The sequence below is a fragment of the Xanthomonas pisi DSM 18956 genome (assembly GCF_001010415.1).
Classification (GTDB): domain Bacteria; phylum Pseudomonadota; class Gammaproteobacteria; order Xanthomonadales; family Xanthomonadaceae; genus Xanthomonas; species Xanthomonas pisi.
In genome coordinates, this window is the sequence record NZ_JPLE01000093.1 from 1 (window position 1) to 12,888 (window position 12,888).

Sequence of the window (12,888 nt, forward strand, 5' to 3'; positions counted from 1 at the left end):
AGCGCCCTGGGGCGGGCCGATACCGCGTTGCGCGCCTTGCCCAGGCGGCCAGCCTGGGCCGCAGCGCACGCCTTGCCTCTACGCGCCACAGGACGCTTCACACTCACCTCAAAGTACATAACACGCTCTAGTGCCGGAGGAGGCAGCCGCCGCCCCCGGCACGCCTGCCGCTTACTGCCGCGCCATCAGCGACACGTTGTTGAAGCCACCCGCGCCGCCGACCAATTTGATGTAGTAGGTGCCGGTTTGCGGCGCGGTCAGCCGCAGCGTTTGCGCGCTGCCGGTGCGCGCGGATTTCATCAGGTAGCTGCTGGTGGTCGGCTCGGCCTCGAAGCCGATGTACAGCGCGACATTCCCGCCGCCGCCAAAGCTGAGCACATTCAACGCGCTGCCGGCGGTGGCGGCGAAGCGATAGGTCTTCTCGTCGCTCTGCGCGCCGCTCTGGCCGGTCAATGCGACCCGGTTGGTCAGGCTGACGGTGACTGGCGTGCAGGCGCTGCCGCTGCAGCTATTGCGCACATAGTCCAACGCCGCAGTGGCATCGACGATGCCGGTGCCGATCGATCGGCCGGCCGGCGGTCTGACCGGAAACGCACGCGCGGTCTGACGCAGCATGGCCTCCATCTGCGCAGGGACCAACGGCGTCTTGCCGGAGGCGGCCAGCGCGCTCTGCACCAGGGCGGCCACCGCGGCGACATGCGGGGTGGCCATCGAGGTACCGGCAAAGCCCACATACTGGTATTCGCCCGAGGTCGGCGTGGTCGTGCCGCTGTAGCCGGTCGACAGCACCACGCCATCCCAGCCGCCATTGCCGGTGTCGTCGGTGGCGCCACCGCCAGGCCCGGACAGATCCACGCTGCTGCCGAAGTTGGAATAGAACGCGATGCCGCCGGTGATGCGGGTGGCCCCGACCGTGATCACGTTGCCGCAGCTCGACGGGCTGAACTGCGAGGCGTTGCTGGCCTCGTTGCCGGCCGCCACCACCACCACCGCGCCGTTGGCGACCGCCGTGTCGATGGCGCTCTGGGTGTTGTTGTCGCAGCTGCCCGGGCCGCCAAGGCTCAGGCTGATCACTTCGGCCGGATGGGTGTTGTCCGGCACGCCGTCGACATGGCCGCCGGAGGCCCACACGATGGCATCGGCGATGTCCGAGCCGCTACCACCGCATTGGCCGAGCACGCGCACCGGCAGGATTTGCGCGTCGTGGGCCACGCCGGCGCCGCCGATGGTGTTGTTGGTGAGTTCGCCGACGGTGCCTGCGGTATGGGTGCCGTGCCAACTGCTGGAGCGCGCCGGCAGCCCGCAGAAATTGCCCTCTTCGGTCCAGTCGCCATAATCCAGCGCGCCCGGCACGCGGGCGTCGCTGTCGCGTCGGGAGATCGCGGCGTTGCTGATGAAGTCGTAGCCGGGCAGGACGTGGTCGTTGTTCTTCAGGTCCGGATGATCGGGCAGGATGCCGGTGTCCAGCACCGCCACCACCACGCCGGCGCCGGTGGAGGTCTCCCAGGCTTCCGGCACCCGGATGCCGCCGGTGCTGTCCTGCAGATGCCACTGGAACCCGGCGTACAGCCGGTCGTTGGGGGTGACCGCCGTGGCCGTGGCCTGCGGCGTCACTGCGCTGGCGCCGGCCTTGAGCGCGGGGCCGGCGAAGTCGTCGACCGGACGCAGCATGCGATCGAACTCGGCGTATTGCACCTGCGGGTCGGCACGCAGCTCGGCCAGCAGCTTGTCGCGGTCGGCGCTGCTGAGCGTGCGCGCCACGTCCAGCAGGCTGGCGCCGGTGCCGGTTCGGCGCAGCACGCGTGCGTTCAGCGGCGTCGCGCGTGGGGCACCGCTGGCGGCGCGCAGCACCCCGGCGCGGTTGGCGGCCGCAGACAGGATCGACAGGCGCGAGCCGTCGGAGGGCACGCTGCTGTGGTACTTGACGATCAAACGTGTAGGGAGCGTGGTGGGAGTGCCGGCGGCCGGCAGGCCGCGCAGGCTGAGTTGATCGGTAGCCGCATGGGCCTGAAACGTGGCCGTGGCCAGGATTGCGCTCAACAGCAGGGACGTGAGCGGCAGCGAAGCGTTGTTCATGGGAATGGCTCTCGCAAGGATCGATGGAGTGAGGGGGACGACGTGCACGGCGCGGCGCAGGCGCTACAGGTCCAGGCCGAAGCCCAGTCCTGCCGACGACTCGCTGCCGCTGAAGGCGCCGCCCAGGCTGAAGGAGGCACGCTCGCCCACTTTCTTGGCGTAGCCGATGGAGAGCGCGCGTTCGCCGCTCTGGAACCCGGCACCGACCGCCACGCGACCGCGCGCGCTCTGGGTGCCGGCGGCATTGATGCCCATGTTGAGCATCGCCGCGCTCATCGCGCCGATGCGGTCGATGCGGCGATCCATGCTCTGGAAGCGCCGCTCGCTGCCATCGCGCAGTTGGGTGAAGCTATCGCTCAGCGCCGACACCCGGCTGTCGGTGTAGCTGTTGGCCGAACTCAGCGTGCGGCTGTCACCGGCGTTGAGCTGGGCCACGTTGGCGGCATCGGTGTCGCTTTGCCCGGCGGCGACGTTGGTGATCTGGCGCGCGTTGCCGGCACTGCCGACCGAGACGCTGTTGGCGCGATCGGCCACCGCACCGCGTCCCAGCGCCACCGCGTTGTCGGCGTCGACGCGCGCGCCCTGGCCGAGCGCGGTGCCCGAAGCCGCAGAAACGCTGGCGCTTTCGCCCACCGCCACCGCGTTGGTGGCGGCGGTGGCGATGCTCGTATTGGCGCCGACGGCAGTGCTGCCGTCGGCGTTGACCCTGGCATTGGCACCGAGCGCGGTGTCTTGCGGGCCGTAGGCCAGCGCGTCGGCGCCGACCGCCAGGCCGTTCTCGCCATTGGCGGTGGCCGACGAACCGATCGCCACGGCATTGGTGCCGCTACCGACCACCGGCGCCAGGCTGCCGCCGCCGACCGCCACGTTGCCCGCGGTGACGTTCTGCAAGGCACCGATGCGGCCATCGAAACCGGTCAAGGCCGCATCGATGGCGCCCATCGCCTCGCCGATGTTGCCGTAGCTCGCGCCCTGCACCAGGTAGCTGCCGCTGATCAGGTTGCCGCCGGGATCGAAGGCGCTGCCGGCGCCCAGGGCGGTGGCCACGCTGCGTAGCTGGGCCAGGTTGACCGCGTCGGTGTCCTCGCTGCCGGCGGCCACGCTGGTGATCTGCCGGGTCAAGCCGGATGCGACATCGCCGACCGCCACGCTATTGCTGCGTGTGGCATGCGAATACGCGCCCAACGCCACGGCACTGCTGGCCGAGCGGTTCCAGGCATCGTCGACCCAGTCGCCGACCTTTGCGCCATAGCCGATTGCGGTGGCATCGACGCCGTTGACCTCGGTGTCGGCGCCGATCGCGGTGCTGTTGGGGTTGAACCAGGAGGTTTCGGCATTGGCGCCGAGCGCCACGCTGTTGGCGGTGTAGGTCACCGCGCGCTGCCCGATCGCCACCGAGTCCACGTCCTGGGTCAGCGCGAATCCACCCACCGCCACCGAGTTGGCGCCGAACGATCCCGCGCTATGGCCGATCGCCACCGCGTCGGTGTTGCCGGGCTGGTTCGGAAAGACATTGGCGTTGTAGCCGATGGCGATCGCATAGTCCGACTGGGTCTGCGCACCGGCGCCCAGTGCGATTGCGCCGGTGCCGGTGGCTGCCGCGATACCGACGCTGTTGCCTGCGCTCTCCGCAGCGGTGCTGATGCCGCCGATCGCCACGCTGTCGGTGCCGCTGGCCAGCGCATTGAAGCCCATCGCCACGGTGCTGTCGGCCGTGGCGCGGGCGCCGTTGCCGAGCGCGCTGCTGCCAAAGCCGAGCGCCTGCGAGCGCGTACCGATGGCGGTGGCACCTTGCTCCAGCGCACGTGCACGATGCCCGAGCGCGGTGGCCTCGAAGACGCTGGCTTCGGCACCGCTGCCGACGGCGGTGGTCATCGCATCCAGCGCCTTGGCACCGCCGCCGAGCGCAGTGGACACGAAGCCGGTGGCTTCTGTGGACTCGGCGTGCACGGCGAGAATATTGCCACCGTCGTCGTAATCGAACACGTCGGTGGTGCCGCCGACCGCCACCGCCGATTCGCCGGTGGCTGCCGCCGCGTAGCCGGCAGCAAGTGCGAACTTTTCGGTCACCGTGGCCCCGGCGCCCAGGGCGATACCGCCCTCACCGAGCGCATTGCTGGCTTCGCCGATCGCCACTGCATACGGCTCGGCGGCGAACGCGCCCACATCGGTGCTGGCGTCGGCGCCGCCGACGATATGGAAATGCTTGCCGGTGTCGGCAGCATCGTCCTGGTCGGCATCGGCCTGCGCGGTGGCGTCCTGATCGGCCGCAGGGGCGGCTGCATCGGTCGCGGCCTGGCCAGTGGGTGTGCCGGCGCCGCGCTGCGTGGTGGCGACCTGCGCAAGCACCGGGCTGCTGCCGAGCAGCAGTGCGGTCAGCACTGCCGCATGCAGCAGCACGCGCTGCGGACGTGTGCCGGCATGGGGGTGCGGCGCGGTGGCGGTCGCGTGCCGGGCGCAAGCCCGGTTGGAGAGACGATCAATCTGGCTCATGGAGGTTCCCTGGCGCGTGGATGGAGTGGTCGACCGCTGCACGCCGGCTCGCAGACACCCCCACATGTCTTGGAGTTCGGTAATTTTCATGTTGCGGGACAACCCAACATAGTCAGCCGCTGCGCCACGTGTCACCAAGCCACGATTGCATCCACTCACCACGAATGTGAGGATGCAAAGACACTCAAGGACGTCCTGTCGCGATGCTGTCTGCCGCAAAATCCAGGCTCGTGCCGCGCTGGTTGGCCACGCGCTGGCGCGAGGATCCGATCGATCGACGGCAGGTGGCCTTCCTGCAGCTGCTGCTGGTCGCCATCGCGCTGTACAACCTGGGCGATGTCGGTTTTTTTCTGTATGTCGCCGGGTTGGGCCGCTTGCAGGCCAGGCCCGATCTGGCCTGCGCATTGGCCGGGACTGTGCTCACCGCGTTCGGCGCGCTGGCTGGCGTGCCGATGATCCGGCGCGGCCGCAGCGCGGCAGGCGTCAAGGTCTTCATTGCCGCCGCGCTGCTCGGCACCTTGGTCACTTACGTGCGGGTCGATATCTTCGATTTGATGACCAATCCGATGCCGGTGATTGCCCTGGTGCTCGCCGGCATGGCGCTCGGTCGACGCAATCTGTGGCGCGTGTTTGCGCTACTGGCGGTGGTGTGCACGATGGCCTTGATCGCGCAATTGCTGTGGTTTGCGCCATCGCGTTCGACCTGGGGCAATGTCGGCCTGGGGCTGATGACGGTGGGGGTGTATCTGCTGATCACCCTGATGCTCGACCGCACCATCGCCGCGCTGCGCGACAGCCTGGTGGAATCGGAGCGCCGCCGACGCGAACTCGAAGCGGTGAACCGCAAGCTGGTGCGCGAAATGGCCGAGCGCGAGCGCGTCCAGGAGCAGTTGCTGCACACGCAGAAGATGGAAGCGCTGGGGCGCCTGGCTTCCGGCGTTGCGCACGATTTCGATAACCTGATCAACGTCATCATCGGCTTTGCGCAGCGTCGCGACGCGCTGGAAGGCCGTGGCGAGGCACCGTTGCTCAAGACCCTGGAAAACATCGAAGCCGCGTCGCGCCGCGCGCTGACCGTCAGTCGCAGGATTCTCAACTTCGGTCGTGCCGAACCCGGCATCGCGCGCCTGTTCGACGCGCGCCACGCGTTGCTGGAGATCGAACCCACGCTCAGGCAACTGTTCGGACACGAGATCCGGTTGCAAGGCATCGCGCCAGGACCGCCGCTGTGGATCGCGATGGACCTGGACGAACTGGAGCTGGCATTGCTCAACATCGCCGCCAATGCGCGCGATGCGATGGACGGGCAGGGGCTGTTCCGCATCGACGGCGAGCAGCGCGCCGGCATGGTCGTGCTGCAGTTCGCCGACACCGGCCCGGGGATTCCCGAGCAGTTGCTGGCGCGCATCCTGGAGCCGTTCTACACCACCAAGCCGGCCGGCAAGGGCACCGGTCTGGGCTTGTCGGTGGTGAACGAAATCGTCATCGCCGCCGGCGGGCGGGTGGAGGTCGGCAACACGGGCGACGGCGCCTGCATCCGCCTGCTGTTGCCGCTCGCCGCGCCGCCGGCGCGATCGGCGCGCGCCGATCAGCTGGCCAGCAGGTAACCCATTCCACGCGAAGACAGCAGCGGAAACGCCGGCGCATCGGCTGCGGTGATACGCGCGGCCTTGCGTCGCAGGCGATGGATCAGCATCTCCAGCCGATGCAGGTCGAAGTCGCCGACGCAGTCTTCCAGCGCCGACACCAGCGCCTCGCGTTCCACCGCCTGGCCGCGTTGCGCATCCAGGCAGCCCATCAGGCAGCGCTCGAGCGAGGTCAGCACCACGATGCGCGCATCCGGTGCGACCAGGCACCACCCATCCGATTCCAGCCGCCACGCCGGTTTTTGCGCGGTACTGGCATCGGCCGGGCGCAATCGCCGCGACAGGTTGCGCAGCGTCAGCGCCAGGATTTCAGGGTCGGCGGGCTTGCGCAGGAAGGCGTCGGCGCCACTGCTCAGCGCGTGCACATGGTCCGAGCGGCCGCGGTTGCCGGTGAGCACCACGATGCCCAGGCCAGTGAACAGCGAACGCAGATGCGCAACCACGCTCAGGCCGCTTTCGTCCGGAAGCCCAAGGTCCAGCACCACCATGTCGAAGGTCTGCTCCAGCATCAGCCGGTACAGTGCCCCGGCGGTGCCGGCGCCACTGACCGCGAATCCGAACTCCTGCAGGCCGGGAATCAGGATGTCTTCGCGCAGCACGTCGTCGTCTTCGAGAACGCCGACGCGCAACAGGGAGGGTGGGGCGGAGGGCGAGACGCGAACAGGCAATGCAACGGCTCCGGAAGATGGGCGCTTGGATAGTGACAGGCTTGTGCTTGGGCGCAAAAGCGAACGTCGCCGGTCGCACCGGTGAGTGCGCCGCAGGGCGCATCGGGTTGCAGGCATGCATGGGTCGTCTGCGCGAGCCTGACGCGTCGTTGCAGCGCCATGGGTTTCTCGCTGGCGCACGGCCGGTATGGGTTGCGTCATCGTGCCGATCTGCGGCGGCTGCGGTGTGCGCTTGGATGTGGCGCCGCAACACGTGCCGATAGTGCGTGCTGCTGCCAGCCAGCCCAGCGCGTTGCGCGCTGGCGATGACTGCGGGGATGCGCTTTCCGCGGCGATCGTGCCTGCGTGCGATGGGCGTGTCGCCGGAGCGGCGTTACGGCGCCTGGCCGCGCGCCTGCGCACGCGCATTGGCGATCAGCGCCTTCAGCAGTGCGCGATCGGTATGGCGGGAGATGGGGATGGTGCCCAGGGCGATGGCCTCGGCGCGTAGCGGTGCGGGCACGTCGTAATGCGCACCGCTGAGTTTGTTCTGGAAGGCGCGGCGGGGAATGCCCAGCCGCGCCGCCATGGCATGCAGCTCGTCCAGCGTATCGCCGAGCAGGTGCGCCCAGCGCTGGTCGCGCCACAGATGCACCGCATCGTCGATGTAGACAGCCATCGGCCGGGTCAGGCCTTCTTGGAGGCCTTGCGCTTCTTGCCGGCCGTTTCGCCATCGGCGTCATCGGTTGCGGCATCGCTGGCGTGCGCATCTGCCGCGCTGTCGTCGTCGCCGGCAGCGTCGTCGCCAGCCGCATCTTCTGCATCGGCGTCGGTGCCGGCATCGGCCGCTGCGTCTTCGGCATCGCCATCGCCGTCTTCATCGGTATCGGCATCGGCGTTCTGGAATTCGGCCACCAGCGCGGTCAGATATTCCTCGGCGGTCTGGCCTTCCTCGGCGGCTAGGTCGTCGATCATCTGCTGCAGCTGGGTCGAATACTCCAGCGAGATGGTCTTGCCCTCGGCTTCCTGCAGGTTGGCCAGGTGCTTGAGCATGGCCAGCATCGGCACCGGGTTGTCGGCACTGCCCATGGTCTGGCCGCCGATCGACAGCATCCACTCGCTGCCACCCTGCAGACCGATCGCGGCCACGACGCGACCGTCGGCGTCCTGCAGCACGGCATGGTTGGTGACCTGGGGCGCCTGGCCCAGACGGACGATGGGGCGCTTGGGTTGCTGCTTCTTGCGCTTGTCGCGCTTGGCCTTGGAATTGCGGGACACGGTGTTCTCGACGCTGGGAATGGCCGGCCATTCTAGAGCGTGCGCCTCACGATGCGATGAGCAGCGGGAATCGGCGGGTCCCCGAGCCAGACGGAACCGACACCGCAGGCGCGATCAGCTGGCCAATCCGGACTCCGACGCCCAGGTCGCCTGGCCAATCCCGGCTCCCGCAGCGCCAGTCACTGCCCCTCTACCGCTACCCGCGGCGCTGCCACGGCCGCTTCGGCCGCCTTGGCAAGTGCGGTGGCCGAGGCCACCTGTGTGCTGGAGGACACCCGCGGTGCGGCCGGGCGTGCCGCGGCCGTGCCGGGCGGTACCGGGGTGGACGCCGCAGCGGCCTTCCCGGCAGCCGGTGTCGCCGCTGCAGTCGGCGCAGCACCAGCCACTGGCGCGCCCACGCTGGCCGTGCCGGTGGCTGCGGCGCTCAGGTCCGGCACCTGGGTGTCGGCGTCGTGCACCGACTTGCCCAGCGCCACGCCCTGGCCGGCCCCGGCCAGCGCGGCCTGTTCGGCGTCCTGGGTCATCACCACGATGCTGATGCGGCGGTTGATCGGGTTCTGCGGGTCGGTCTTGTCGAACAGCACCGACGACGACAGGCCCACGACGCGCGTCACCTTGGCGTCGGACATGCCGCCCCCGACCAGCGCACGTCGCGCGGCGTTGGCGCGGTCGGCGCTGAGTTCCCAGTTGGTGTAGCCGGCATCACTGCTGTAGGCGGTGGTGTCGGTGTGGCCGGTGATGCTGATGTGGTTGGGCACCTGATTGATGAAGCTGGACAGCTCGCGCAGGATGTCCACCGTGTACGGCTTGAGCTGGTCGCGGCCGATGTCGAACATCGGGCGGTTCTGCTTGTCCACGATCTGGATGCGCAGGCCATCGGGGGTGAGGTCGAGCAGCAGCTGGTCCTTGAACGGCTCCAGCGCCTGGCTCTTGTCGATGGCTTCCTTCAGGTCCTGCATCAGCGCTTCCAGGCGCTTCTTGTCCTTGGCGCGGCTGTCCACGTCGGTATCGGCCGCGTTGTCGCGCTTGCGGCCCATCTCGTCCTTCTGCCCCTTGGCCATGTCGGCGGTGCCGCCGAGCTTGATCATCGAGGTGCTGGCGCCACCGGGGCCGTTCATGCCGGGCGAAGGCGCCGGCGATTTGCCGGACAACGGGCTGGGATTGCGGAAGTATTCGGAGATCGCCGCGCGCTGTTCCTTGGTGGTGGCGGCCATCAGCCACAGCACCAGGAAGAAGGCCATCATCGCGGTCACGAAGTCGGCAAACGCCACTTTCCAGGCGCCGCCATGGTGGCCGCCGCCCTGCACCTTCTTGACCCGTCGGATGACGACGGTGGATTTGGCCTCGGCCATGACCGTGGCCCTACTTGATCGTCTTCAGGTGCGTTTCGAAATCGCCGAAGCTCGGACGCACGTTGGAGGGCAGGGTCTTGCGCGCGAATTCCAGCGCGATTTTCGGGTTGTAGCCGCGCAGGCAGGCCAGCAGCGCGGTCTTGACCGCCTCGTAGATGCGTCCGTCCTGGTCGGCGCGCGCTTCCATCGCCGCCGACAGCGGCGCCACGAAGCCATACGCCAGCAGGATGCCCAGGAAGGTGCCGACCAGCGCGGCGCCGACATGGTGGCCGATCTCTTCGATCGGGCCGCCGATCGAACCCATGGTGATCACGATGCCGAGCACCGCCGCCACGATGCCGAAGCCGGGCAGGCCGTCGGACACCTTGCTCAGCGCATGCGCCGGCGCCATCGCCTCGTGGTGATGCTTTTCCAGCTCCAGTTCGAGCAGCGGCTCCAGTTCGTGCGGCTCGATGTTGCTGCCGATCATCAGGCGCAGGCAGTCGGTGATGAAGTCCAGCAGGTGATGGTCGGCCAGCACCTTGGGGTAATTGCCAAAAATGGTGCTGTCCTGGGGTTTTTCGACATGGTCTTCCAGCGCCATGAAGCCGTCGCGACGCGCCTTGTTCAACAGTTCGTAGACCAGGCTCAGGGTGTCCTTGTAGTCCTCGGACTTGTACTGCGGGCCCTTGAACACGCCCATGATGCTGCTGAAGGTCTCTTTGACGATCTTGCCCGGGGTGCTGACCAGAAACGCACCGAATGCCGCGCCACCGATGATCATCAGCTCGTACGGCTGCCACAACGCGCCCAGCTTGCCGTGCGACAGCACGTAGCCGCCGAGGACGCTGACGATGACGACAATGAAGCCAACGATGATGAGCATGGCGAAGCCGGAAGCAATCTGGGAGTGCTAGTTGTTTCGGCTTGCGCGGCGGATTCTTGAAGCGCGCGCCGTGAAGATGTGCGCTGTAACTGAATGATCAGCCGATTGTCGTGGCGGCCTCATGCACCCACTTCACCGTTTCGCCGCCCGCCAGCGACAGGCTCGCCTCGCCGGCATGCTGCCGGAATGCATGGCCTTGCGCGTCGACAAACCGCGCCCCGGAGGCGGCCTGTCGACTGAGCAGGGTCAGCGTGCGGCCATCGACGCGCGGCTGCACCGCATCGGTGGCCGGATCGAGGCCGGTGGCGATCACGCGGGCGCCGCAGCGCCAGGCCGTCGCGTCTGCAGGCCCCACCAGAGATGCCGGCGCTGCGGGAGCAGTCTGGGCAGGGCGGGAAACGGACCGGTCACGCTGGCATCGGTGTCGCTGGACGGCGCGCTGGCTGGCCGCTGGCCGTTGCGGGCAGCGGCGTGACTGCCGCAGGTGTGGCGGCTGTCGACGGCTGATCGGTCGCATGAGCGCTGGCGAGCGCTACCGCCAGCAGGCTGGCAACGGTCAGGGGCGAGAACGTCTGCATCTGCGGACTCCTGCCTGGGGCGTCGAGCCCTCGGCCCAGGCAGCGATGGCGGGACCAGGCGATGGCGCCGAGCTAGAAACTGCACGCCGGCAACCGCAACCCGAGCGCGATTGCGCGAGTGCTGACCAGGCGCCGCCACCCGAATCAGTCACCGAGCAGCCACCGGGCGGCCGCTGGCTTCAGGGCGATTCTGGGGCGCTTACGCGCCGGCTGACCGATCGGCTGCCTGGCCCCGGCCGGGGCTGCCCACCTGCTCAGCCATACCGCCGGACCGCGCGCGCCATCAGGCCGGCTGCGCCTCGGCGCCGTCGCGATGCAGCGGGTTGGGCAGCGCCTGGCCGTTTTCGGTAAAGCCCAGCGACACCGAGTTGAGGCAGTGGCGCTCGCCGGTCGGCGGCGGGCCGTCGGGGAACACATGGCCCAGGTGGCTATCGCAGCGTGCGCAGACGATTTCGGTGCGGATCATGCCGTAGCTGATGTCGCGGATTTCGCGCACATGCGCGGCATCGTAGGGCGCGAAGAAGCTCGGCCAGCCGGTGCCGGATTCGAACTTGGCGCTGGAGCGGAACAGCGGCAATCCGCACAGCCGGCAGGTGTAGACCCCATCGAGCTTGTTGTCCAGGAACACCCCGCAGAACGGCGCCTCGGTGCCATGGTGCAGCAGCACGCGCTGTTCCTCGTCGCTGAGCCCGGCGATCAGGGCATCGCGCTGGGCGGGGGAGGGAGGGGTCAGGTCGAACTGGCTCATGGGGCTCTCGCATGCACTTGCCAGCGGAGTGCCGGCGCCTGCACAAGTGATGTGGGCGCAGCGGGACGGGTTCAACCGTGATGGATCGCGGCGAGCGGTGAACGCGGAGCGCAACGCTGGCCGACCGGTGCGAGTCCCGCAGCTGCCCGGCAGCGCTTTTCCCAGGCGCGGCATCACGCGCACCGTCTTCGCGCAGGCGTGTGGGGATCGACGTGATGCATCCATGGTTCTGTGCACTGTCGCGCGTCACTGCGAACCGGCAGGGTTTTGCGGGACGGTGACATTGCCGACAGAGGATGGAACAGTGAACACGAGGGGCTGCCAACGGTTGGTCCTGTGGCTGACCAGATTCCGCTGAGCGTGCACGTCGATTCCGCGCCCGGATGGGCCGGTCTCCGCCGCGCCCGGCACGGCTCTCGGACACCGACGTTCATGTGCCGGCCGGACACATCCATTGCACGCAACCGCAGTGCCCCCATTCCAGGAGTGTCCTTACTCACTGCGGCGGCTGACATGGCGATCCATCCTTCCACGCGTGTCCTGATGGCCTGCGCCCTGCTCGGCATTGCCGGTGCCGCCCTGGCGCAGTCCGCCACCAGCACACGCTCGTCCAACACATTGCAGCCCATCACCACCGCGCCGCCCGCCCAGCCCAAGGTGGCGCCGCCAAGCGCGCTGCAGCCCGCCAACGCGTTGAGCCCGGTGCCGTCACAGCTGAGCCAGCGCCCGGCTGCCCCCAGCATTCCCACGCGGGGCCCGGCCGCGACGCCGGTTGCGCCTGCAGGCAGCCAGGTGCCGACCGCCTCGCCGATGGTCTACGACCGTAACGGGCGTCTGCTGCAAGGCATGCAGCCGGCCGGCCCCAACCGGGTGCTGGATACCAAGACCGGGCGCTACTACGACGCCGTTCCGGCCGGCGACGGCATGCGCGTAGTGCGCTGACTGCTGTGCTGCCAGCCGCACGCGACCGTCCGACGCGCTGCGACGTGTCGGTGCAGCGCCCAAACGCATTCAAGGTGCGGCGCCCAAAGGCATTCAATGGGCGAACCTGCCCGCGCGGCCCAATGGTGGCCACCGGTCTCCCGAAAACTGATCGGATGTCGCCACCTTCAGCTGGTTCCAGCCATCCCTGCCTCCAGCGCCCTCCCAGCAGGCATCGCGACCGCTGCGACCTGCAACGCACCATCCGCCAATCCCCAATCCCC

General features: G+C 68.6%; 10 protein-coding genes and 1 pseudogene. 2 read left to right on the plus strand and 9 right to left on the minus strand.

The window, feature by feature from the left end; translation table 11 throughout:
* Positions 1-171: 171 nt before the first annotated feature.
* Both Y887_RS16610 and Y887_RS16615 read right to left on the minus strand, forming a co-directional pair.
* A complete protein-coding gene (locus Y887_RS16610) occupies positions 172-2,076 on the minus strand; it encodes a S8 family serine peptidase (protein WP_046965402.1) in 1,905 nt (634 codons plus the stop codon).
* 63 nt (positions 2,077-2,139) lie between these two features.
* Positions 2,140-4,569 carry a YadA family autotransporter adhesin gene (locus tag Y887_RS16615; RefSeq protein ID WP_084726079.1) on the minus strand — a complete coding sequence of 810 codons (2,430 nt, stop codon included), beginning with the start codon at positions 4,567-4,569 and terminating at the stop codon, positions 2,140-2,142.
* A gap of 203 nt (positions 4,570-4,772) precedes the next feature.
* Here Y887_RS16615 and Y887_RS16620 point away from each other — a divergent pair, with 203 nt between their 5' ends.
* Entirely contained in the window at positions 4,773-6,176 is a 1,404-nt protein-coding gene (locus Y887_RS16620; protein ID WP_084726080.1) for a sensor histidine kinase, read from the plus strand.
* Here the strand turns inward: Y887_RS16620 and Y887_RS16625 are convergent.
* From Y887_RS16625 to msrB, 7 genes and pseudogenes are all read right to left on the minus strand, one after another.
* Complete coding sequence (locus Y887_RS16625) at positions 6,158-6,844, minus strand: response regulator transcription factor (RefSeq protein WP_046965403.1); 687 nt, start codon at positions 6,842-6,844, stop codon at positions 6,158-6,160. The two genes, Y887_RS16620 and Y887_RS16625, sit on opposite strands and share 19 nt — an antisense overlap.
* Positions 6,845-7,256: 412 nt before the next feature.
* Positions 7,257-7,541 (minus strand): DUF4031 domain-containing protein, encoded by a 285-nt coding sequence (locus tag Y887_RS16630; protein WP_046965404.1) that lies wholly within the window; start codon positions 7,539-7,541, stop codon positions 7,257-7,259.
* Between the two features lie 8 nt (positions 7,542-7,549).
* Positions 7,550-8,140: a hypothetical protein gene (locus Y887_RS16635; RefSeq protein WP_046965405.1), complete on the minus strand. Its 591-nt coding sequence runs from the start codon at positions 8,138-8,140 to the stop codon at positions 7,550-7,552.
* Positions 8,141-8,319: 179 nt separating this feature from the next.
* Positions 8,320-9,492 carry a flagellar motor protein MotB gene (gene motB / locus Y887_RS16640; protein WP_046965406.1) on the minus strand — a complete coding sequence of 391 codons (1,173 nt, stop codon included), beginning with the start codon at positions 9,490-9,492 and terminating at the stop codon, positions 8,320-8,322.
* 10 nt (positions 9,493-9,502) lie between these two features.
* A complete protein-coding gene (motA, locus tag Y887_RS16645; protein ID WP_046965407.1) occupies positions 9,503-10,357 on the minus strand; it encodes a flagellar motor stator protein MotA in 855 nt (284 codons plus the stop codon).
* A gap of 97 nt (positions 10,358-10,454) precedes the next feature.
* Positions 10,455-10,935, minus strand: a pseudogene (locus Y887_RS16650) (MliC family protein).
* Between the two features lie 283 nt (positions 10,936-11,218).
* Complete coding sequence (gene msrB, locus Y887_RS16655; RefSeq protein ID WP_046965408.1) at positions 11,219-11,683, minus strand: peptide-methionine (R)-S-oxide reductase MsrB; 465 nt, start codon at positions 11,681-11,683, stop codon at positions 11,219-11,221.
* 513 nt (positions 11,684-12,196) lie between these two features.
* Here msrB and Y887_RS16660 point away from each other — a divergent pair.
* Positions 12,197-12,625 (plus strand): hypothetical protein, encoded by a 429-nt coding sequence (locus Y887_RS16660; RefSeq protein WP_046965409.1) that lies wholly within the window; start codon positions 12,197-12,199, stop codon positions 12,623-12,625.
* Positions 12,626-12,888 lie beyond the last annotated feature (263 nt).

Bases quoted from the DNA above. Each gene is read 5' to 3' on its own strand.
- Y887_RS16630 (WP_046965404.1), bottom strand. From the start codon at position 7,541: ATGGCTGTCTACATCGACGATGCGGTGCATCTGTGGCGCGACCAGCGC.
- Y887_RS16620 (WP_084726080.1), top strand. From the start codon at position 4,773: ATGCTGTCTGCCGCAAAATCCAGGCTCGTGCCGCGCTGGTTGGCCACG.
- Y887_RS16660 (WP_046965409.1), top strand. From the start codon at position 12,197: ATGGCGATCCATCCTTCCACGCGTGTCCTGATGGCCTGCGCCCTGCTC.
- motB (WP_046965406.1), bottom strand. From the start codon at position 9,492: ATGGCCGAGGCCAAATCCACCGTCGTCATCCGACGGGTCAAGAAGGTG.
- Y887_RS16610 (WP_046965402.1), bottom strand. From the start codon at position 2,076: ATGAACAACGCTTCGCTGCCGCTCACGTCCCTGCTGTTGAGCGCAATC.
- msrB (WP_046965408.1), bottom strand. From the start codon at position 11,683: ATGAGCCAGTTCGACCTGACCCCTCCCTCCCCCGCCCAGCGCGATGCC.
- Y887_RS16615 (WP_084726079.1), bottom strand. From the start codon at position 4,569: ATGAGCCAGATTGATCGTCTCTCCAACCGGGCTTGCGCCCGGCACGCG.
- motA (WP_046965407.1), bottom strand. From the start codon at position 10,357: ATGCTCATCATCGTTGGCTTCATTGTCGTCATCGTCAGCGTCCTCGGC.